Here is a 21,480-nt window from a genome sequence, read left to right as displayed (position 1 = left end):
GCTTTTTGCGATCCTTGACTCCGCCGAGGCCACGGTCGGCAGCACTGCTCCAGGAGAAGAAGATTGACCGGTCCTGTGTGCCGGTTTCTACTTAATCCCAAGGACTTCCTAAGGGGGGCGCATGAGGAGGAGTTCGGTCTTGCGGTGGCTGGGCGCTGCCGCGGGACTCGTGGGGGCGGTGGGCGCGACGGAGTTCATTCAGGTCATCCCCCAATCTAGTGCGGCAGTGGTCGAGCGCTTTGGCCGCTACTCACGGACTCTGCATCCCGGCGCCAACTTCGTGATCCCTTTCGTGGATGCCATCAGAAACCGGGTGGACCTGCGGTTGCAGACCGTGCCGTTCCCCATCAGGGTGCTGTCGGCCCGCGACGGCAACGAGATCGCCCTCCAGGTCGTCCTGCACTACGCGATCACTTCGCCCCACACCGCCACGTACGGTATCGCCAGCTACATCCAGGCCCTCGATCAGCACATCCTGTACGAGATCAGCAACGCCATCGCGCAACTGACCACTAGCGACGCGCGCACGAGCCTGCGACAGCTCAGCAGCCAAATCCGGGAGGCCCTCGACAACGACGCTCGAGCCTGGGGAATCACCGTCTCCTGGGCCGGGATCATGGCCGGCCGCGAGGCGCTGGACGGGCCGCAGGACGACGCGCGCCCTATGACCCTCATCGTGCAGGAATCCGCCTTCAACGCAATGGGAGACACTGTCTTGAGCGGCGACACCTACAACTCCTCCGGCAACACCTTCTCTCAGCAGGGCCCACACAACACCCAGACCAACCACGCCTACGGTGCCCAGCAGGCCGAACAGGCCCGGGCGATTGCCGAGGAGATTGTGCGCCTGGTGCGGGGCGAGGCCGAACGCGGAACCCTGGAAGCCGGCCCCGAAGCCGTCGCGCAGGCGCAGGCCATCCGAGCCGAACTAGACCAGGCCGCGGAGGCGCAGCGACCGCCGGACTCGGGCCGTTTCCGCACGCTCGGCGCGGGACTGCTCGCCGCACTGGGGGCCGGCGCGGCCATCACCGGATCGGTGACCGGCATGGTGGAGGATATCCGCCGGATCCTGTGGCCATGATCTCGTCATCGCTGCGCCGCCCCGGGCCGGGGATTCGTGCGCGGGGCGAGCAGGCCCGCTTCGACTTCGCTCGACCCGGCGGTGCGCCGGTCGGCTCCGTCGTGGACATCCGGTTCGAGGACCGGGGGCTGCGGGTGCACCTGGACCAGGCGGTGGCCCCGGAGTGGGACGGCGAGAGCGAGCCGGTGTTGGGGCTGTCGGTGCCGGTGGACCGGGACACGCCGGTCCGCCGCTGATACGTGCACCGCATCCGCCTCGACAGCGAAGGCACCGCCCGCCGGGTCAGTATCGGCAACGAGGCGTTCGCGCGGGAAACCGAGTGGTTCACGCTGGACGACTGCGAAATGACGGAGCGAGGTCTGTCGACACCGGCGGTGGAGCAGATCGTGCGGTCCCGCAGCACCCGGCCCGTTTCTCCGTCGAGCGTGGGCACGGTCAGGAGGGTCCCGGGCGCACGCACGCGCGCGAGCGCAGATGCTGCTGCGCAAGCTGGCCGACGCGATCAGGGTGGACTTCGTGGTGGACTCCTGAGCTGTGCCGGAACATCGCGGATCTGACCGGCGTTGGGGAAGAGATCGAGGCCGAGCTGGTAGCCGCGGTCTCGGACGCGGAGCGCTGGCTGGAGAAGCAGTCGGAATTGCGCCGCCGACTTTTCTCCGGACTGGATGATGCCATCGTCGCGTCGGATCTCGCGCAGGTCAGAACGCTGCGGAAACACCTCCGGGCGGTCGCGTATCGCGACCGGACCGACGCTGAGAACGAGACCATGGCCGCGGCTGATGCCCTTGTGAGGGCTCACGCGAAACAACAGCAGGACGCGGCAACTGCACGAAGGGCCGAACTGCAGGACGAACGGGCCGAGCAGGCAGCCGGGCGGGCACGCAAGCTGCTGGGGATCCTGGAGCGTCGCGGAGACCGGCTGTCACCCGAGGCTATGCGCAAGCTGGTCAACGAAGTCGTGAACGAGGCCCCGCAGGCTGGTGCACGGATCGACTCCCACCAGCAGGACCAGATCAACGCCTGGAAGACACGTGCCGAAAGCAGCCGCGCCCGGCCGCAGACCGCCAGCCGCCCAGCCGCATCCTCGCGGACTGTTGCCCGGGCAACGGGTAAGGCACGGCCTCCCGTGGCCGGGCTCAAGAAGGCCAATCGCCGCCCGCTGCCGCAGTCTCCATCCTGGAGCGTGCTGGACGTCTCGTGCCCCCCGCTTGCGACGCTCCGCCCGGTACGCACTGCACGCCCGACGGCTTCCACCCGCATCAGCCCCGACTCGAATGGTTCCGGCGGCGGTTTCCCAACCCGTACGCGCCGGCTGGCCGCGCTGGCGCGTACAACGGCGGGAGCCCGGCCGGGACACGGACGGCCGGAAAGATACCCAACAACAGCTGCCGGTCACCCGGCATGCCGGGCACGGTCGCAGACTTCCTCCGCGCCACCGAACTGGAATCCGGGGGTTGATACATCCGAGCGAAAACCGGCGCGCTTGTACTTTCCGTGACGGCAGCCGCTGAGCGTGGCAACGTCCTCCCTTCCCCCGACAGGAATGCGAACGAGCGCGGCGCCTTCGTGGTGTCAGTGACCGGCCGCGCGGGGCTGGGCGACCGAGGTCGAGGCGGGACTGTTCACCTTCTGTGAGGCGCCGGTGACAGGGGCCACGTGAAGAAGGCGTCCCGGCGTCGGCCGGCCAGACAGGCGTTCATGGGAGCCCGGCTTGCTGCTGCGGCCCGCTGGAGCGATGGATTCAGGCATGCCCGCGCCTTGCAGCGCCGTAGCGGTGCACCGACGAAACTCGGTGACCAGGGACGATGCACCTTCGCGCGCTACTCGCTTCCCACGCTGCCGGAGATCATTTCCCGTCGCTCGCGGCGACCCACGTCGTCGAGCTGTGCCATCTGCCAGCGACTTCGTCGACGCCGTGCGGGAGTTTCGTCGGTGCCCCGTAGCGGCAGCGGACCGGGCAGGCGGGCCGGGAGGTGTCAGCCGCCATCGAACCCGGGCGACGCGGAGCTTTGCCATCCAACCCAGTCATCACAGCTCAGCCGACCGTGTCAGTGCCCGGTCGCATACTGACGCCCATGCAGATATCGGCGTACACACTCAAGCGGGCCTGGCACCAGGTGGCCGTGGGCTCTGACGTGCTCGACGACGCGATGCTCCCGCCCACCGGCACCTCTCCCGACCAGTACGAGCAGCACGTGGGTGAGTCGCACGGGCAGGCCCCTCGCACGATCGGAGCGGAAGGTCTTCACCCGGCCCGCGCCGAAGTCCGCAAATGCACAGGTGAAATTCCTCCTCACGCGAATGAATACGCCGAAGGTGCCCGGCGCGGTGCTCCCGAAGCTCTGCAGGTCGCCGACCGGTTCCAGTGCGCCATGAGGCGCCTGTGCGCCGTAAGGCGCGATGAATCGAAGGAGGTGCAAGATCTCCTCGCCCCCTGTCGCAGCAGGCTGGTGGGAGCTGAGCGCAGTCCGACCCGGAAGACGCCGGGGAAGGCGGGAAGCAGCGCTGACGATGCCGGGACGGCCTGGAGCTGCCAGACGGGCCGGGTCCGGCGAGCGAGATCAGAGGGCATACGAGAGGAATCAGCGGTAAAGCCCCGTAAGCGTGGCACCGGCTCAAATGTGGTGGATATGGGCCGGGTTGCAGTGCACAGTCTGCTCGCTGGGTGGGCTGACACCGTAGCCGACTTGGCGTGTCGGTGGGGAGGCCACGGTGAAAGCCTGCGGCGTAACCGTGGCGACGCTGCCGGGGCAAAGCTGGATGCCGGACTGATCGACCGATTCACCGTGAACACGGGAACCATCCCGTACTGCTCCCGTTGCCTCGATTTCCTCGGCTTCCACCACCGGAAGATGGAATCGTGGAAATGGCGAGGCAGGTTCTACCTGCAACGCTGGCCCTCGGCCAGAGCGATGCGGGTCCTGCGGGACAAGGTCCGCGCGGCCACCGGCCGTTCGAAGACCGAACGGCCGGTGGCCGCCGTGGTCGCTGGCCTCAACCCCGTGCTCCGGGGCTGGGCGGCGTACTTCCGCAGCGGACACTCGGGACGGAAGTTCAATGCCGTCGACGGCTACGTCCATGAGCTGCTGGCCGTCTTCGCCAGCCGGGAAACACAGACTCCGAGGCCAGAACTGGACCACCCGGTTCACTTACGGATTGATTACCCGGCTCGGGGTCTACCACCTCATCGGAAACGTGCACAGGGTGACGGCGCGTGCCAGTCGGTGAACGGTGTGGGAAAGTCGTGTGCGGGAGGACTGCACGCACGGTTTGAAGCGGCGGGGGCTGGAAACGGAGCGGAAGCCACCGCGCCAGTCCCCGGCCCTGCTCACTGCGAAGCAGTCCGCAGCACGAACGCGGCAGCCGCGAGCAGCACGAGGACGATGACCGGTGCCACCGCGAAGTCCTTGACGCGCAGGTGGAAGATCACCGCGCCGATGAAGTAGAGCGCCAGGCCCACGGCCGCGGCCTGGCCGAGCAGGGGAATGGCCAGTCCCGCGAGCAGCCCGAGAGCGCCGGCCGCCTTCGCGGTGGCGAGCCGGGGCAGCCACGACTCCGGAACGCCCACCTTCGTCATGCTGCCCATGACCTGGGGGTTTCGCGTGATGGTGAGGACGGCGGACGCGGCGGAGGCGAATGCGAGGAGGGCAGCGACGATGACATATCCGATGAACATGGTGATCCTTCAATGATGGTTGCTCATGAATCGTTGAAGCTACTCCATGATTTAGGCCCGGTCAAAGTTGGACCGCTGCTACCGTAGGCGCATGGCACCAGCGCACCCGGACGACCGCCTCGGCTTCCTGCTGTCCTTTCGCGGGGAGCTCACCGGTGCGCGCATCCGTGCCGCCCTGGCCGTCGCCGGTCTGCACCCGCGCAACGCGATGACTTTGATGCAGCTCGCCCCCGGCGCCGTCAGCCAGCGAGACCTGGCCGTCGCCATGGATCTCGACCCCAGTCAACTCGTCGCCATCCTCAACGAGTTGGAGTCCTCCGGCCTGTGCGGGCGACGCCGCGACCCGGCCGACCGGCGCCGCCACATCGTGGAGGTCACCGCGGCCGGCCGGGAGGCTCTGGGGCGGATCGACGAGGCAGTCGGCGCGGCCGAGCGCGAGCTGTTCGGCCACCTCACCGAGGCCGAGCAGGCCCAGCTGCGGTCTCTGCTGGACCGCGTCGTGGTGGACTCGGCCGCCCATGAGTGCGGCGAATAGCCACTCGCTCCGTCCTCGCGTCCGGCGTGACGCGCCGTCCCTCGCTCCGTCGCTGTGATCCCGTCAGTGGATGGAGTGGGGGCCCGTTCTTGCCGCACGCGCCCACTAACCTCGGGCTTTCACGAAGGGGGCGGTCCGAGGGTTGATCAAATACGCGAGGAGTGCCTCTGAGCTGCAATGCCGGTGATTTAGCGCATCAGTGCAGGTAGAGCGCTCGGCGACGGTCGGTTTGGGTGAGTTGGCACCTGGGATGCATAGTGCGATCGACCACGTTCTGATGATGCGCCAGATGATCTCAAGACAGGGCAACGGGGCTCCCAGTAGGACAGAAGATCGACCAAGATCCGACTGTCTGCGAGGGAGCCCCGTTGAGCGCTCAGTCTGCCATCGCTACTGCCTCAACCGTCACCGCGGCGGTCCGGCCGGTGCCTCCTCGAAGCCCCCGAAGGGGACGGGAGCCGCAGTTCGGGGACCGGATCCGGCTGGGCGTGCTCACTGAGGAGATCACCCCCGAAGTGGTCGACGAGGTCCTGGAGTTGACCGGAAAGTTCGAGCGCCGCCGACGGCTTCTGCCGGCCCGCGCGGTGGTCTACTTCGTTCTGGCTCTGTGCTTGTTCAGCGGCTCCGACAGCGCCGGACCGCCGGGATACCGGGCGGTCCTGCGAACCCTGACCGACAGACTGCGGCACCTGCCGTGCGGCCTCGTTCAGCGCCTGCCCACCAGTTCGGCCCTCACCAGAGCCCGCCAGCGCCTGGGAGAAAAACCGTTCCAGGCGCTCTTCGAACGTGGGTGCGGCGCCCAGGCCACACCCACGACCCCAGGAGCGTTCGCCTTCGGCCTGCGGCTGGTCGCCTGGGACGGTACCGCGCTGGACGTGCCGGACACCCCCGAGAATGCCGCCACGTTCGGATTCACCGGCCGCGACGGCACCAACAAGAGCGGCAACCCACAAGTCAGGATGATGGCCCTGATCGAGTGTGGCACCCACGCGGTCATCGACGCGGCCTTCGACTCGATCGCCAGGTTCAGTGAGCACAAACTCGCCCGCCGCCTGCTCGCCTCCCTGCGGCCCGGCATATTGCTGCTGGCCGACCGCAACTTCGCCGGCCATGAACTATGGGGCCTGGTCGAGACGACCGGCTGCCACCTCGCCTGGCGGATCAAGAAGAACCTCGTCCTGCCACCACTATGGGTCCTGCCCGACGGCTCGTACGTCTCCGTCATGCCCACCCCGGCCGAAGGCCAGCGCCTGGGCAACGCCCGCTTCCACGGCCGCACCCCGACAGGGCTGCCCCAAGGACACCTCGTGCGCATCGTCGACTACACCGTCACGATCCGGCCCCATCACGGTCCGGTGCAGGTCGAGAAGTTCCGTCTCGCGACCAGCCTGCTCGACCACAGGCACGCGCCCGCACGGCAGTTGGCCCAGCTCTACCACCAGCGCTGGGAGATCGAGAACGGCTTCGCCGAACTCAAAAACCGCCTGCGTGGCGCCGGCTTCATCCTGCGGTCCAAGACCCCCGAGCTCATCTGCCAGGAGATCTACGCGCTCCTCACCGTCTACCAGGCACTGTGCGCGCTCAAAGTCCACGCAGCCGAACAGGGCGAGGTCGATCCCGACCGGATTTCTTTCACCACGACAGTTCAGCTCGCACGGCTCAAGACCGCCGGACAGACCGCAGCGAGCCCGCACGTCTTGCGCGCGGCCAGACTCGAAGTCGTCCAGGAACTCCTCAACGACCTCCTGCCGCCCCGCCGCGACCGCCGCTGCCAACGACTCAAGAAGCCACCGAGGAACACCTTCGAAGCCAAACGCCGGGATGAGCCCCGCGCTCCCGACCACGTCAGCTACTCACTCAAAGTCACGCGGAACCCGAGACACCCGTCCTCACCTGCAGAAACGCCCTAAATCACCGGCATTGCTCTGAGCTGGGACGATAGGGCTTGTCGAAGGTCCTGTTCGTCGCCAGGAGAGAAGCACTCCCCGGGTGAAGAAGCGTAGCGGGTCGTATCCGCCTGTCCGAGTCCAGGGCAACGGCCGTGCGGTGGTCTCGCAAGCGGGTGCCGTGCTGCTGGTGGAGACGGTTCGCAAAACCGGCCTGGATCAGGCGATATCCGCGGCCCTGGCGCCGTGGTGCAAGCCGCGGGCGGTGCACGACCCGGGCAAGATCCTGGTGGACCTCGCGCTGGCGACCGCCCTGGGCGGGGACTGCCTGGCCGATGTCGCGATGCTGCGGGCCGAACCGGCCGTCTTCGGGCCGGTAGCCTCCGACCCGACTGTTTCCCGACTGGTCGACACGCTCGCCGCAGCGGGCTCTCGGGCACTGGCCGCCATCCGCGCCGCACGGTCCGAAGTCCGTGACCGGGTCTGGCAGTTGGCCGGGCCCGAGGCTCCGCACGCCGACGGGCAGGTGATCGTGGACATCGACGGCGTGCTGGTGCTGGCCCACTCCGACAAGGAGGACGCCACTCGGACCTGGAAGAAGACATACGGCCACCACCGGCTCATGGCCTTCGTCGACCACGGACGCGGCGGCACCGGAGAGCCGGTCGCGGGGCTGCTGCGGCCGGGCAGGGCGGGCAGCAACAGCGCCGCCGACCACATCGAGATCACCCGTGTGGCACTGGCCCAGCTGCCGGGGAAGTTCCGGCGCGGCCGGCGCACCCTGATCCGCACCGACTCCGCCGGCGGTACCCACAAGTTCCTCGACTGGCTCACCGCGCGCGGGCGGTGGCTGTCGTACTCGGCCGGCATGACCATCACCGAGCAGATCCACCAGGCGGTGCTGAAGATCCCTTCCCCGGCGTGGACACCGGCTGTCGAACCCGGCGGTGAGATCCGTGACGGTGCCTGGGCCGCCGAACTCGCCGGCGACGTGCTGGACGGCTGGCCCAAAGGGCATGCGGCTGATCGTCCGCAAGGAACGCCCGCATCCCGGTGCCCAGTTGCGTTTCACCGATGCCGACGGCATGCGGCTCACGGCGTTCGCCACCAACACCAAGGACACCGCGATCGCAGCTCTGGAGCTGCGGCACCGCCAGCGGGCCCGCGCCGAGGACCGCATCCGCGCCGCCCGCGCCACCGGACTGCGCAACCTGCCCCTGCACGACAGTGCGCAGAACCAGATCTGGCTGGAGATCATCCAGATCGCCCTCGATCTGCTCGCCTGGCTGCCGATGCTCGCCCTCACCGGCCAAGCCCGGGTGTGGGAACCCCGCCGCCTGCGGCTGCGGCTGTTCTCCGCTGCCGCCCAGCTGGTCACCACCGGTCGGCGTCGCATCCTCCGCTTCGCCGGGCACTGGCCCTGGACCAGCGTGATCACCGACGCGCTGGCGCGACTCGACGTCCTTCCCAACCCCGGCTGACCAGCACGATCCCGCCCCTACGACCAACACCACACCGGCCGGAGCCGTGGAACCCGGCGCCCACCCGACGCGACAGCCGGGCCGCCGGCCTGCACACCTGCAGAAATCTCCGCCCCGAACCAGCCGAAAGGGTCCGTCAGCAAGCTGACGGACCCACACGAAAGATCGAGGCTAAACGGAATAACTCTCTCCATATCGGTGCTGATGGGGAATGGCTCGGTCGGAACGGCCGACAGGGCGCGGCCGGTGCGCAGGCAGGCGACGAGCTCGCGTTTGAGGCCACCGCGGTTCTCGACGTAGAGGGACTGGTAGATCGCCTCGTGGCTGATACGCATGGATGCGTCCTCAGGGAAGTCGATCTCCAGGCGGGCCGATATCTGCTCCGGGCTCCAGGCGTTCGCCCACCGGCGGTCCTTGCGGTGCGGCTTGTTGCGCCCCTTCCATTCAGGAACCTGCGGCCCGGGAAGCACCGTGCCGTCCGGGGCTCGGACTACGCCCAGCAGACGGTCCTGGACGTACTCCCGCAGCCGCTCGCTCCCGGCCAGCTTCGCCTCCTTGGGCCGTTGAGCCACCAGGTCGGCCTTCCACTGCGCGACCGAGGCCCGGTAGTGGAGCTCGCCACCGCGGGTGGCCGCGTTGCGCCGCAGCTCCCGGGAGATCGTCGAGGGTGCCCGACCCAGCTGCTGGGCTATCTTCCATACTCCGGCGCCCTGCACGCGCAACAGGGCGATCTCCTCGCGTTCGGCGAACGAGAGGTAGCGGCCCGAGACGGCAAGATCGATCTGCGGCATCCCGCCGGCGTGCCGGAACCACCGGGTGCCCACCGCCGGCGCCGCCCCGACAGCGACGGCCGCATCCTCACTGGTCAGTCCCTTGGCTATCTCTCGCCAGAACAGTCTCTCGACGTCCCTCCGAGTCGAGGGCCGTCCCGGCGACTTCATGGGCGACCGCCCCGTCAGCTCCGTCATCCAACCCGCTGGTCCAGGATTCCGGGTCAAGGCCCCCCACCCGCAATAACCGCCGATTAGCTTCCGGATGCTCAGCCTGCCGCCTTTGACCTTGCATCTCGATAACTCATTCTGAACGGCAGGCGGATGGAACACTTGGGCACGGAGGTGCACAGGCGTGGCAGTAGTGGAGTTTGCGGCAGGCCAGGATGGACGGGTCTACGTTGAAGTCCCTGACGAGGCAAGTGGCAACGGCGACAGCGGACTGGTCCGGGCTGGCGCCGGTGACCGGATCGCCAGGGCGGCGGCGGATACCTGGCAGGGGGCCCTGGCGGGCGTACGGTCCGCTGCCGAGGGAGCGTTGGCCCAGTTGCGCGCGATCGACCCGCCGCCGGAGGAGGTAGAGGTGACCTTCGGAGTGGCGGTCGACGGGAAGTTCGGCGCGACGCTGGTTTCGCCCGGGGAGACGGCCTTCCTCGCAGCGACACCTGGCTGCAGATAGCGAACGCACTCGGTCGCGGTACCGGGTACACGGCCCGCGACTTGGAGGAAGTCTTCGACAGTGCGGCGCACTACCTCGTCGAGCGGGTCAGTGACGGCTCGGGGTCGCACATGTATCGGCTATACCACGATGCCCTCGACCAGCACCTGCGTGAATGGTGTGTCCATGACGCACCCGAGGCGGCGATCACTACCGCACTCACGAAGGACGTTAGTAGACCCGATGGGGAGAGGGACTGGTCTGCGGCCGAAGCGTACACATGTGACCATCTGGCCGGCCACGCAGCTGCCGCAGGGCAGCTCGACGCCCTGCTCTCCGATGCTGAGTACCTTGTCCACGCCACACCACGCCACCTCACTCGGCATCTCCAGCACACCCAGACCAACCCCGCCCAATTGACCGCAGCGATCTACCGCACTTCAGTCAACCTCCATGCGGCCGCCACACCAGCCGTACGCCGTCAGATCCTCGCCCTCGATGCCGCACGCGCAGGCGCCGTCTCTCTGCAGACACAACTGATCGACGGCATTCGAGAGGGCCAATGGGCTCCCCGGTGGGCCACTGGAGCCGACTTAGACCCGGCACTACGCGACACCCTGACCGGACACACCAGCTACGTGTCCGCGGTGTCGTGCAGCAGCCTCGACGGAACACCCATCGCCGTCACCACTAGCCACGACCTGACGGTGCGGGTGTGGGATCTGGCCTCCTGCACCCCACTCGGCTCGCCCATGGACGTCGGCGCCATCTCGACGCCTCCGGTGGCATGCACCGTCGTCGACGGAAACCCCGTCGCCGTGACCGGCGGCGACTTGCGGGTGTGGGACCTCGCCTCCTGCACCCCACTCGGCCCGGTAATGGCGTCGTCGGTCTCCGCCGTGGCATGCACCATCCTCGGCGGCAAACCCGTCGCTGTGACCGGCGAACGCGACAGGATTCGGGTATGGGATCTCGCCTCCCGCAGCCCCCTGGGCCCGCCAATAACCGCACGTCGCCACAGGGCGCAGTCAGTAGCGTGCACTAGCCTCGACGGCAGGCCCATCGCCGTGACCGGCGGCACCGACGGGACCGTTCGGGTATGGGACCTCACCTACCGCACTCCTCTCGGCTCACCCATTACCATTAACCCCGGTTATTCAGCGGAATTGGGTGAGCTGACGCACTGACAGCAGAAAGGTGCCGCTGACCTGCGAGGATGCGAGTGTCTAGGTCGTATCCGGTGCAGGAGTCAGGACACCTTTCTGGTGAGCGAGCGTACAGGGTGGGACCGTGGGCTGTCCGTGGCAGCCGACGGAAAGGGGCTGGTCGGGCATGCGGGGGCGGTGCTGCTGCGCCAACTGGCGGACCGGACGGGACTGACACGAGGGCTGGCCGGGGTGCTTCCCACCAGCACGAGTGCCGGGTGGCGGGAACGGGCCGGGGCGCTCGTCCAGCTCGCCGTCGCGATGGTGCTCGGGGCGCGGAGCCTGCTGGAGGCCGAGCAGCTTCAGCTTCACCACCAGGGCCTGTTCGGCCCTGCGGCCTCGGACTCGACGATGCGCCGCCTGCTGGCCGAACTCGACGACAAGGCCCTGAGGAAGATCGCGAAGGTGCGGCGGCGGGTGCGTCGGCACGTATGGATGCTGCTCCACCTGCGGCCCGGCGGCTTCCCGTGGCTCACGGTCGCCGGACGGAGGCTGACGGGCTGGATCGTCGTCGACCTGGACGCCACGGTCATCACGAGCGCGTCCAGGAAACAAGGGGCCGCGGCCACGTTCAAGGGCACGTTCGGCTTCCACCCGCTGGGCGGCTGGCCGGCGAACACCGGCGAGAACCTCGCGATGGAACTGCGGGCGGGCAACGCGGGGGCGAACACCGTGGACGACCACGTCCGCGTCCTTGCCGCCGCGCTGGATCAGATACCGCACTCTTCCCAGTCCAAGATCCTTGTCCGCGTCGACGGCGCGGGCGCTACCCACGGCCTGCTTCAACACCTGGAGGCGCTGAACACGAAGCGCCGCACAGTCCGTTACACAGTCGGCTGGAAGATCACGCCCGAGGACGAGACGGCGATCGCGAAGCTCCCCGAAAGCGCCTGGGAGACCTCGCTGAAGCAGGACGGCGATCTCCAAGCGGGCTACCAGGTTGCGGAGTTGACCGGGCTGAACACCCGCGGCAGCTGGCCGGCAGGCATGCGGCTGATCGTCCGCCGCGTGCGCCCGTCCCGGCGGCACGTGAAGAAACTGACCGCCTTCGAGCAGAAGACCGGCTGGCGCTACTCGATCACGGCGACGAACATTCGGCACATGTGGGGCATCGCCGGCTCCCACCAGATCCAGTTCCTCGACGCCCTGCACCGCGACCACGCCGAGGTCGAAGACCGCGTCCGCACCAACAAGGCCATGGGGCTGGCGAACCTGCCCTCACAGTCGTGGCAGATCAACACGGGCTGGATGCTGGCCGCGAACCTCGCCGCCGATCTCGACGCCTGGCTGCGGCTGCTCACCCTGCACGACCAGGACGGCCTCGAAGACGCCGAGCCGAACACGATGCGCCTACGCCTCTATCATCTTCCGGCCCGCCTGGCGCGCCACGCTCGCCGTCGCATCCTGCGCATCGAGCGGACCTGGCCCTGTGGGGCGGCGTTCACCACCAGTTGGAACAGACTCGCTCAGCTTCCGGCCCCCACCTGACGGCCGGCTCACGCCCTGACGAGGACCAGCAAGGAGGAGAACGCGCAGTCCCCGGGCCCGTGGAACCCGGCGCACCCCGCAGCGTCACGCGACGGCCCGTCCTCCAACGGCAGAGGATATTACGGGCGAACAGCTGCACCAATCAACGGCCGAAACCCACTGACGAATCGAGGCCAGCACAGCCATTGCGTTTTCGCACCGTACGCACACCCGTTGATCCTCGCGTCGGTCAGTGCATAGCCCCGATCCGCAAGGTACCGCTGGCAGTCGGCCGGCGTCGCCTGAGCCGGGGATGCCACCACCACCGTTCCGACAATCAGCGCGGAAGCCGCCAGGGATAATACGAAACCCCCGGTGAACAGCTTTTTGTCTTGATCACGGAAATCCCCCTCGGTAACTCCAACCGTTGGTAAAATTCACCTTTCCATTCAGGGCAGCAGACGTACGAGGCAAAAAAATCGGCCACGGGCCGTTTCGGCCTTGATCGACCGGGCCGGGGGCCAGGCGTCGACCTCAGGGACCGCTCACGCGCCCGCAGGCCAGGCAGGGGCCGGACGGTCCGGGGCCGGAATCGTGCAGCCGCTGCCACCCACGACACGGGCGGTCGAGACGAAGGCGTCCACGAGCGGACCGGCCGAGTCCCGGCGCCAGGCAACGGCCACGGTGCTGCCGGACAGTCCTGCCACGGGAACGAACGCGAGGCCGGGGCGGGCGTAGAACCGCTGCGACGACGCCTGGGTGAAGGCGATGCCCCGGTCGGTGAGGATTGCCTCCAAGCACTCGTCGACGGTGGACACCTCTGCGCCGATCCGGGCCTCGTGGCCCCCGCGGTGGTCGACGCCCAGCCAGAAGTCCCGCCAGTCGCGCGGGGCCCGGCGGGCCACGAACGGCTCGTTCAGCAGCATGTCCACGGTGACCCACGGCTGCTGGGCGAGCGCATGGCTCTCGGAGAGAATCAACACCCGCTCCTCGCTCAGAATCGTGGCGCTTTCGATGGTCGGGCCCGATTGGACGGGAGGCCGGACGAACGCCACGTCCACTTCCCCGTTGCCCAGGCCCGCGAGCGGGTCGGTGAACGCGTACTGCCGCATATGGATATCGACGCCCGAGTGGAGACGCCCGAACTCCTGCAGAATGACCGGAGTGAGCTCGGCGGCGGCATTGGCCACGAAACCCACGGTGAGACGACGCTTGCCGCGGGCGGCGCTGCGTGCCACCGCCAGGGTCCGGTCGGCCGCGGCCAGCGTCGCGCGTGCCTCTTCGAGGATCGCCAGGCCCGCCTCGGTCAGCTCGACGCGGCGGCTGGTGCGCTTGAACAGGTCCACACCCAACATGCGCTCCAGCTTGCGGATCTGGACGCTGAGCGCAGGCTGAGAGACGTGAAGCCGGCTGGCGGCATGACCGAAATGCAGGTCCTCGGCCACGGCGACGAAGTACCTGAGCACGCGCATATCCAGCTCCATGGGGGGATGCTACCTCCGTTTCCGGGTCTCGCCCTTGCCCAGCACCATCTTTCGATCGATAGCTCCTGGTTATCGATCGCAGCCGAACAAGTATTGGGCTTCCACCAATTCGCAGTATTAATGTTGCGGAAACTTCGCCACGAAAACTTCGTATTTACGAGGAGAGCGATATGACCACTGCAACGGAGCAGCCGGTGGATTACTTCCGTCGGCTCAGTGACGGTGACGAGGAACTGCAGGCGCACGGTGCATTTTTTTCGTGCACCTACCTGCTCGACATGGAGGACCATTCCTTTCTGGTGCGTATGCACCGGGGGCAGGTCGAGGAATTGATCGTCGACCCCGAGCCTCTGACGGGCTACGACTTCGCGATCCGCGCCGACGCCGAGACCTGGCGGGGCTTCTGCCGGCCCACTCCGCCCCCCATGCACCACGGCATCTGGGCGGCGACCTTCCGCAGTGGCATGCGCCTGGAAGGAGACCTACTGGTCCTCATGCAGAACCTGCGCTGCCTCACCCGGCAACTGGAACTCCTGCGCGTCACCGGCCCGCTGGGCTGACTCCGATTCAATTCGCATTGAAAGGAATCCGATGACTTCTCCCCGCATTTCTCCGGTGACCGGCCGCTACGTCACTATCGACGTGGAAGGTGTCGAGTACAAGGTCTTCTACCTCGAGAACGGTCAGGGACAGCCCCTGGTGTGTCAGCACACCGCCGGCGCCCACAACCACCAGTGGCGCGATCTGCTGGAGGACGAGGAGATCACGCAGAACTACCGTGTGATCGCCTACGACCTCGCCCGGCACGGCAAGACCGATCCGCCCCTGAACCAGGAGTGGTGGAAGTCCGAGTACCAGCTCACCGCCGACCACTACGTCGCCTTCATCACCGCCTTCTGTGACGCCCTTGAACTCGAGGACCCGATCTTCATGGGCTCGTCGTTCGGCGGCAACGTGGCCCTGCAGCTCGCGCTGCGTCACCCGGACCGTTTCAAGGCGGTCATACCGGTCGAGGCCGCCGACTACTCTCCCGGCTTCTACCTGGACTGGTGGCAGCACCCTCACGCCAACGCGGCCCAGGTGTGCGCCAGCGGCGTGTGGGACCTCATGGCGCCGCAGTCGCCCGACGCGGACCGCTGGGCCACCTGGTTCTACTACAGCCAGGGCTCGGAGGCGTTCAAGGGCGACCTGTACTTCTACTCCGTCGACCACGACCTGCGGAACCGGCTCGGCGAGATCGACGGAGAACGGTGCCCGGTCATCATGCTGACCGGCGACTACGACTACCTCACCACGCCCGAGGACGGACGACGCACCGCGGAGCAGATCCGCGGCGCGGAGTTCATAGAGATGAAGGACATCGGCCACTTCCCAATGAGCGAGAACTACCCGCGCTTCGCCCCTTATCTCAAGCGTGCCCTGCACCTGATCGAGGAGCGCGCCACGCCCACCGCCTGACCGGGCGCGGGCAGCGCTCCGCAGCCTCGACAAGGCACGGGCGTCACCACCGTGGCGCACCCCACGCGGTGACGCTCGTGCTCGGACTTCGACGCGGTGCGTGAGGGAAGCCCGTGACGGCTTCCTCGGCGACGACTGCACGTCACCGCGGCCGACGTCACCCCCGATGAAGCCGCCCACTGGGCACCGACAGAATTCCCGGCGCCGGGCCCACCCGGTCCCCGGACCCATTCGCGTGTCGTGTGTGTGCGGCCCCGTCGCCGGGGCCGCACACGCACGACGACCGGGACACCTCAGTCGTTCGTCACGGACAGCACGAGCTTGCCGCGCGTGTGTCCTTGGGCGTTCAAGCGCCAGGCTTCCGCCGCTTCGGCGAGCGGGAGCACCCGTTCGACGTGCACGGCCAGCTTCCCCGCCTGGGCCAGGTCGGCGAGCGCCGCGAGATCTGCCGAGTCCGGACGGACCCATACGTAGTGGCTGCCCCGCGCTGCCGCTTCGGGGGCAGCGATGGACGCGAGCCGGTCCGGTCCCGAGCAGGCGCAGTGACGTATCCACGGCGTCCACGCCGACGAAGTCGAGGGCCGCGTCGATGCCTTCGGGTGCCAGCCGTGCGACACGGTCGTCGAGTCCTGGGCCGTAGGTCACGGGTTCCGCGCCCAGCTTCCGTACGAAGTCGTGGTTGTGGGCGGTCGCTGTGCCGATCACGCGTGCGCCGAGTGCCACAGCGATCTGGACACCGAGTGAGCCGACTCCGCCCGCAGCCGCGTGCACCAGGACGGTTTCACCGGCGCGGACGCCCACGCGTTCGATGGCCTGATAGGCCGTGAGACCGGCGAGCGGTAGACCCGCGGCCTGCTCCCAGGAGAGCGCGGCGGGCTTGCGGGCCACCATGCGGACATGCGCGGAGACGAGTTCGGCGTAGGCGCCGAACTGGACGGTGTCCTTGCGGATGTGGCCGAAGACCTCGTCGCCGGGCGCGAACTCCTCGACGTCAAAGCCGACCCGCTCGACCACACCGGCCACGTCCCAGCCGGGTACCAGGGGGAAGTGTGTCTCCATGACCGCGTCGAGGCGGCCTTCGGCGAGCTTCCAGTCGACCGGGTTGACCCCGGCGGCCTTCACCCGGATCAGCACCTCGCCGGGGGCCACCTTCGGCTTCGGGAGGTCGGCAAGCCGCAGTGCCTCGGGTCCGCCGTATCCGTTGAGGGTGATCGCTTTCATGCGGCGATCACCGGCGGCGTCCGCGCGGTTTCGACGGTGCGCACCATCGGTTCCAGCCGGGGTCCTCGGCGGCTTCCTGGAGTGCCGCGCAGGGTTGTCTCGTTGGTCGGGCGGGCTTCGTCGAACAGGTCGAGGCCGGCCTCGGTGACGTCGGTGTAGATCCCGCGCCGGTCGGTGGGGCATCTACACCAACGTCACCGAGGCCGGCCTGAAACTCCTGGAGGAAGCCCGGCCGCTCGGCGAGGACGAGTACGTTATCAGCGCCGACGAGAAAACCTCCGTCCAAGCCCGCTGCCGCTGTCACCCGACCCTCGCGCCCGGGCAGGCCCGCGCGATGCGCGTCAACCACACCTACGGCCGGGGCGGCGCCCTGGCCTACCTGGCCGCCTACGACGTCCACCGCGCGAAGGTGTTCGGCCGCTGCGAACCACGCACCGGCATCGACCCCTTCATGAACCTGGTCACCCAAGTCATGAGCCAGGAACCCAACGCCAGCGCCAAGCGAGTGTTCTGGATCGTCGACAACGGCTCCTCCCACCGCGGGCAGAAGGCCGCCGACCGGCTGAACGGAGCCTTCCCGAACGCCGTCATGGTCCACACCCCGGTGCACGCCTCCTGGCTCAACCAGGTGGAGATCTACTTCTCCGTCGTACAGCGCAAGGTCCTCTCACCCAACGACTTCACCAACCTCGGCGAGGTCGGGGACCGGCTTCGAGCGTTCGAAGACCGCTACAACACCACAGTGCAGCCGTTCCAGTGGAAGTTCACCACCTCCGACCTGGACGATCTGCTGGCCAGGCTCGACCGGCACACCGCCGATCACCAGGAAGAATCCTCCGCCAGCCCGGCGGCGTGATCAACCCCCGAAAGACTTCCGGACGAGACCACTAAGCGTCGGGGCCACATCCTCGTCTCAAGCCTTGCCCGTTTCCATGTCCGTATGCAATCTTGGTTTCAATCAGTTCATGGAAACGTTTCCACAAGGAAGTGGGGCAGGTGGCCACGATCAAAGATGTCGCGGCACGGGCTGGGGTCGCACTGGGCACCGCATCGCGGGTTCTCAGCGGCAGCAGCCAGACCTCGGCAGACTCCCGGTCCCGTGTGCTCGCGGCCGCGACCGAGCTGGGGTACATCGCCAACGGACCAGCACGTTCCCTGCGGCGGGCGCGAACCGACGTGCTGGGGCTACTCGTCTCGGACATCCGCAACCCGTTCTTCTCCGAGCTGGCTCATGCCGCAGAACAGGAGGCGCGCCGGCACGGCTACACCGTGCTCCTGGCCAACGCAAATGAGGACGCCGAGCAGGCCGACGCCTACCTTCGGACTTTCGCCGGTCAACGCATCGACGGCCTGTTGTTCTCGCCACAGGGCACCATCTCACCGCAGGTCGCGGCCACGCTTGCATCCGGACTGCCACTCGTCTTCCTGAACCGCACGATCGAGGGCGTCGACGCCCCGCTGTACGGCACGGACAACGCTCAGGGCGTTCAGCAGGTGCTCACGTGGCTGCAGAGCCGGGGGCACCGCGACGTCGCCTTCATCGGCGGACCGGACACGATCTCCACCGGTGCCGAGCGCCGCGCCGCCTACCTTGCCGGGCGCGAGGCCCACGGCATCAGTGCCGACGACAGGCTGCTCGACGCCGGTGACTTCCTGGCCGGTGGCGCGGCCGAAGCCATGGGGCGCATCATCGACCGCGGTGTGTCGTTCACAGCCGTGTTCGGTGCGAACGGTCAGACGACCCTAGGCGCGGTGCGCGCGCTGCGTGAGCGGCTCGGTGCAGAGCAGGCAGCCCGCATCGAGATCGTCTCCTTCGACGACCTCGACTGGTTCGAGTTCGCCTCGCCGCCCATCAGCGCGGTCCGCAACGACGCCTCGTCGATCGGCCGGCTCGGTGTGCGCGGGCTCGTCGACCTTCTCGCAGGCCGCGACGCAGCCGGTCAGCGTATCCCAACCACTTTCGCCGACCGAGCTGTGCGGGACATCCGATGAGTATCCGGACAGCACTCAGCACCGCCGCCATCGAAGGCGCCCATTTCCTCAGTCTTCCGCCCCGTCACGCAGAAGCTGTCGCGGCATGTTCGGCCGAGAATGCTCCCCTCAGTGCGCGCGCCCATCACACCGCCGAGTACACCAGAGCCGGCGTCGCCGGCGGCGTTGCCACCCGGCCCCAACCGTGGCAGGGCCGTCGACTGCTCTTACGAGAACGCGCAGCGTGCGACTCACGGCTGCACGATGGTCCACCACCGTCACACCCGATCCAACACTGCAACGTCCGTCCCAGCCTGGCGGAAGACAGTGTGCCCTTCTTGAAAGGAACAAGCGATGAAGGTCGCCCTCGGCGCAGACCACGCCGGATATCCGCTTAAAGGCGCCGTCCGCGAGGCCATCGAAGCTCTCGGGCACGAGGTGATCGATTGCGGCACTCATAGCTGCGACCCTGTCGATTTCCCTGACATCACCCGCACGACCTGCGAGGCAGTGCTCTCCGGCTCCGCCGATCGGGCCGTGCTCGTCTGCGGCACAGGCCAGGGCGCCGTCATGGCCGCCAACAAGCTGCCAGGCGTCCGCTGCGGTCTGGCCCACGAGCCATACTCCGCGCACCAGGCCGTCGAGCACGACGATGCCAACGCCATCGCCATCGGGGCCTGGCTGGTGCCGCACGCGCTCGTGCCCGACATCATCCGTGAATTCCTCGGTGCCGTCTTCGACGACGACGAAGAGACCCGCCGCCGGGTAGCCAAGCTCAACGCGCTCGACTCCCTGACCCCGGCTTCCTGACGCTCCCGCCCACCCGTTGAGCGGGTGGACTCACTGTTCCCCTGACTGACACCGAACGCCCTGCCCACGCACGACTTCGCCGGGCGTTTCCTCGTCATGCCCGAAACCACCCAGACAAAGGACTCGGCCCTCTCGTGCGGCCCCCTCCTTCTCATTGCGTAGCGCCGGCGCCGGTCCGGTGAACCACCAAGGAGACTCCTCATGTCCACCAGCGCCACCGCCGGACGGCGAAGCGTTCTCGGCTCCAAGGACCGCGTCAAGACAGCAGTTGCCGCGGCCCTGGGCACCAGCGTCGAGAACTACGACTTCATCGCGTATGGCACCGCCTCAGCGCTCTACTTCGGAGCGGTCTTCTTCCCCGAAAGCGACCGGTTCGTCGGCACCTTGCTCTCCTTCGCCACCCTCGCAGTCGGTTTCCTCATGCGCCCGCTCGGAGGCGCTGTCGGCGGCTACTTCGCCGACAAGCTCGGACGCAAGCCCGTCCTTGTCACAGCGATGATCGTCATGGGTACCGCCACGTTCCTCATCGGCGTGCTGCCGACATACGAGCAAGTCGGTGTACTCGCACCGATCCTGCTCGTGATCATCCGGATGGTCCAGGGCCTCGCCTTCGGTGCCGAATGGGGCGGTGCGATCACCATGGCCTACGAACACGCGCCATGGCACCGCCGCGGCATGTTCGCCGCGATCCCCCAGTCTGGCAACCCGCTGGGAATCGCCCTGGCCAGCGGCGTCTTCGCATGGAGCGACACTCTCGACGGCAACTGGCAGTGGCGGACACCCTTCTTGCTCAGCGCCGTGCTTGTGATCGTTGCGCTGATCGTCCGCTCCCGTCTCTCCGAATCCCCCGAGTTCCAGGAAGCCCAGGCCAGCGGCAAGACCGAGAAGAACCCGCTCCTCGCGACCCTGGCCGGCGACTGGCGCGGCATCCTGCGCGTCATCGCCTTGCGCGTCGTGGAGTCCTTCGCCTACTACTCCACCGCGACCTACCTGCTCAACTACATCACTGAGCGCCATCCTGACCTCAGGCCCGTCGCCCTCAATGCGATCACCGCCGCCTCCATACTCGCCATCGCGGTCACCTTCCTGGCCGGCGCCCTCACTGACCGCATCGGACGCCGCCCCATCTACATCACGGCCTGCACGGTGGCCATCCTCTTCGCCTTCCCGATGTATCTGCTCATCAACTCCGCCCAACCAGTCCTGGTCTTCACGGTATTCATCATCGGTATCGGCCTCATCCACGCCTCCCTCACGGGAACCCAGGGCTCTCTGCTCACCGAGCAGTTCCGCACCGCGACACGTACCTCCGGAGCCTCGCTCGGCTACCAGATCGCCGCGGCCATCGGCGGCTTCGCGCCGCTGCTCGCTGCCGCGCTGGTGGGAGCATTCGGCTGGCCGGGGGCCGCTCTGCTTTACCTCGGGGCGGCCCTGGTCGGCCTCACCGGCATCCTCGCCACGAAGGAGACCTGGGGCCGCCACGAGCGGGAGCGGGTGCTCCGCCTCGTGGCCGCCGAGGAAAGCCACGCCCAGTCCATGCCAGAGCCAGAAGGGAGGGCCGTCCCGCCTACCTCATCCGGATCTCGCTGCCCCTAGACGAGTAAGTCCTATGTCATGGGCTGCTGATCGGGCATGAGCAGAGGGTGTTCAAGATCATGTTGTGACGCAAGACCTGAACACCCTCTTGACCGCACTGTACGTGAAGATCGACGACGAGCTGGGAGGACCGCGGTGGATGGGCAGGCCGCCAGTGCTGACCGACTCCGAACTGGTCTGT

Annotated in this window: 18 protein-coding genes and 4 pseudogenes; 15 read left to right on the top strand and 7 right to left on the bottom strand. The window is 67.7% G+C overall.

Features of this window, described 5'->3' with window-relative positions; genetic code table 11:
• Positions 1–139: 139 nt before the first annotated feature.
• Together ACFY2B_RS43560 and ACFY2B_RS43555 are read left to right on the top strand one after the other, a co-directional pair.
• A complete protein-coding gene (locus tag ACFY2B_RS43560) occupies positions 140–1,081 on the top strand; it encodes an SPFH domain-containing protein (RefSeq protein WP_390768614.1) in 942 nt (313 codons plus the stop codon).
• Positions 1,078–1,317: a hypothetical protein gene (locus ACFY2B_RS43555; protein WP_390768613.1), complete on the top strand. Its 240-nt coding sequence runs from the start codon at positions 1,078–1,080 to the stop codon at positions 1,315–1,317. Before ACFY2B_RS43560 ends, ACFY2B_RS43555 begins: the two co-directional genes overlap by 4 nt.
• 266 nt (positions 1,318–1,583) lie before the next feature.
• Here the strand turns inward: ACFY2B_RS43555 and ACFY2B_RS43550 are convergent, their stop codons facing one another.
• Together ACFY2B_RS43550 and ACFY2B_RS43545 are read right to left on the bottom strand one after the other, a co-directional pair.
• Positions 1,584–1,880 (bottom strand): hypothetical protein, encoded by a 297-nt coding sequence (locus ACFY2B_RS43550; RefSeq protein ID WP_390768612.1) that lies wholly within the window; start codon positions 1,878–1,880, stop codon positions 1,584–1,586.
• A 1,816-nt stretch (positions 1,881–3,696) separates the two neighbouring features.
• Positions 3,697–3,924, bottom strand: a complete 228-nt coding sequence (locus tag ACFY2B_RS43545) for a hypothetical protein (RefSeq protein ID WP_390768627.1) — start codon at positions 3,922–3,924, stop codon at positions 3,697–3,699.
• Between the two features lie 9 nt (positions 3,925–3,933).
• Between ACFY2B_RS43545 and ACFY2B_RS43540 the strand changes: the two genes are divergently transcribed.
• Positions 3,934–4,527 carry a group II intron maturase-specific domain-containing protein gene (locus ACFY2B_RS43540; RefSeq protein WP_390768624.1) on the top strand — a complete coding sequence of 198 codons (594 nt, stop codon included), beginning with the start codon at positions 3,934–3,936 and terminating at the stop codon, positions 4,525–4,527.
• Here ACFY2B_RS43540 and ACFY2B_RS43535 read toward each other — a convergent pair.
• Positions 4,410–4,757 (bottom strand): DoxX family protein, encoded by a 348-nt coding sequence (locus tag ACFY2B_RS43535; protein ID WP_390768611.1) that lies wholly within the window; start codon positions 4,755–4,757, stop codon positions 4,410–4,412. The genes ACFY2B_RS43540 and ACFY2B_RS43535 overlap by 118 nt on opposite strands.
• 91 nt (positions 4,758–4,848) lie before the next feature.
• On the opposite strand from ACFY2B_RS43535, the gene ACFY2B_RS43530 reads away from it, so the two are divergent.
• The 3 genes and pseudogenes from ACFY2B_RS43530 (at position 4,849) to ACFY2B_RS43520 (ending at position 8,659) form a co-directional block, all read left to right on the top strand.
• Positions 4,849–5,292, top strand: coding sequence for a MarR family winged helix-turn-helix transcriptional regulator (locus ACFY2B_RS43530; protein WP_390768610.1), 444 nt, complete (start codon positions 4,849–4,851; stop codon positions 5,290–5,292).
• A 488-nt stretch (positions 5,293–5,780) separates the two neighbouring features.
• Positions 5,781–7,202 carry an IS4 family transposase gene (locus tag ACFY2B_RS43525; protein WP_390768609.1) on the top strand — a complete coding sequence of 474 codons (1,422 nt, stop codon included), beginning with the start codon at positions 5,781–5,783 and terminating at the stop codon, positions 7,200–7,202.
• A 79-nt stretch (positions 7,203–7,281) separates the two neighbouring features.
• Positions 7,282–8,659 (top strand): annotated as a pseudogene (locus tag ACFY2B_RS43520) (IS1380 family transposase).
• Between the two features lie 233 nt (positions 8,660–8,892).
• On the opposite strand, the pseudogene ACFY2B_RS43515 reads toward ACFY2B_RS43520, so the two are convergent.
• A pseudogene (locus ACFY2B_RS43515) lies at positions 8,893–9,627 on the bottom strand (transposase); the annotation flags it as partial.
• Between the two features lie 157 nt (positions 9,628–9,784).
• Between ACFY2B_RS43515 and ACFY2B_RS43510 the strand changes: the two are divergent.
• From ACFY2B_RS43510 to ACFY2B_RS43500, 3 genes are all read left to right on the top strand, one after another.
• On the top strand, positions 9,785–10,108 hold the full coding sequence (locus ACFY2B_RS43510) for a CU044_2847 family protein (RefSeq protein ID WP_390768608.1): 324 nt from the start codon (positions 9,785–9,787) through the stop codon (positions 10,106–10,108).
• A 41-nt stretch (positions 10,109–10,149) separates the two neighbouring features.
• A complete protein-coding gene (locus ACFY2B_RS43505) occupies positions 10,150–11,274 on the top strand; it encodes a WD40 repeat domain-containing protein (RefSeq protein WP_390768607.1) in 1,125 nt (374 codons plus the stop codon).
• Between the two features lie 78 nt (positions 11,275–11,352).
• A complete protein-coding gene (locus tag ACFY2B_RS43500) occupies positions 11,353–12,780 on the top strand; it encodes an IS1380 family transposase (protein ID WP_390768606.1) in 1,428 nt (475 codons plus the stop codon).
• Positions 12,781–13,304: 524 nt separating this feature from the next.
• On the opposite strand, the gene ACFY2B_RS43495 is transcribed toward ACFY2B_RS43500, so the two are convergent.
• Positions 13,305–14,243 (bottom strand): LysR substrate-binding domain-containing protein, encoded by a 939-nt coding sequence (locus ACFY2B_RS43495; RefSeq protein WP_390768605.1) that lies wholly within the window; start codon positions 14,241–14,243, stop codon positions 13,305–13,307.
• A gap of 170 nt (positions 14,244–14,413) precedes the next feature.
• On the opposite strand from ACFY2B_RS43495, the gene ACFY2B_RS43490 reads away from it, so the two are divergent.
• Positions 14,414–14,803, top strand: coding sequence for a hypothetical protein (locus ACFY2B_RS43490; RefSeq protein ID WP_390768604.1), 390 nt, complete (start codon positions 14,414–14,416; stop codon positions 14,801–14,803).
• A gap of 31 nt (positions 14,804–14,834) precedes the next feature.
• The gene (locus tag ACFY2B_RS43485; protein ID WP_390768603.1) at positions 14,835–15,701 is read left to right on the top strand and encodes an alpha/beta fold hydrolase; all 867 of its coding nucleotides are present in this window, start codon (positions 14,835–14,837) and stop codon (positions 15,699–15,701) included.
• Positions 15,702–15,994: 293 nt separating this feature from the next.
• On the opposite strand, the pseudogene ACFY2B_RS43480 reads toward ACFY2B_RS43485, so the two are convergent.
• Both ACFY2B_RS43480 and ACFY2B_RS43475 read right to left on the bottom strand, forming a co-directional pair.
• Positions 15,995–16,922 (bottom strand): annotated as a pseudogene (locus tag ACFY2B_RS43480) (NADP-dependent oxidoreductase).
• Positions 16,919–17,104 (bottom strand): annotated as a pseudogene (locus ACFY2B_RS43475) (MarR family transcriptional regulator); the annotation flags it as partial. The pseudogenes ACFY2B_RS43475 and ACFY2B_RS43480, both read right to left, overlap by 4 nt.
• Between ACFY2B_RS43475 and ACFY2B_RS43470 the strand changes: the two are divergent.
• From ACFY2B_RS43470 to ACFY2B_RS43455, 4 genes are all read left to right on the top strand, one after another.
• Positions 17,104–17,778, top strand: coding sequence for a transposase (locus ACFY2B_RS43470; RefSeq protein WP_390768623.1), 675 nt, complete (start codon positions 17,104–17,106; stop codon positions 17,776–17,778). The pseudogene ACFY2B_RS43475 and the gene ACFY2B_RS43470 sit on opposite strands and share 1 nt — an antisense overlap.
• A gap of 140 nt (positions 17,779–17,918) precedes the next feature.
• Positions 17,919–18,914 (top strand): LacI family DNA-binding transcriptional regulator, encoded by a 996-nt coding sequence (locus ACFY2B_RS43465; protein WP_390768602.1) that lies wholly within the window; start codon positions 17,919–17,921, stop codon positions 18,912–18,914.
• Positions 18,915–19,247: 333 nt separating this feature from the next.
• Complete coding sequence (locus tag ACFY2B_RS43460; RefSeq protein WP_390768601.1) at positions 19,248–19,703, top strand: RpiB/LacA/LacB family sugar-phosphate isomerase; 456 nt, start codon at positions 19,248–19,250, stop codon at positions 19,701–19,703.
• A gap of 201 nt (positions 19,704–19,904) precedes the next feature.
• A complete protein-coding gene (locus tag ACFY2B_RS43455; protein WP_390768600.1) occupies positions 19,905–21,299 on the top strand; it encodes an MFS transporter in 1,395 nt (464 codons plus the stop codon).
• Positions 21,300–21,480: the final 181 nt, after the last annotated feature.

Source organism: Streptomyces sp. NPDC001270, from assembly GCF_042896695.1.
GTDB lineage: Bacteria > Actinomycetota > Actinomycetes > Streptomycetales > Streptomycetaceae > Streptomyces.
This window is presented reverse-complemented; position numbering and strand designations above follow the sequence as displayed.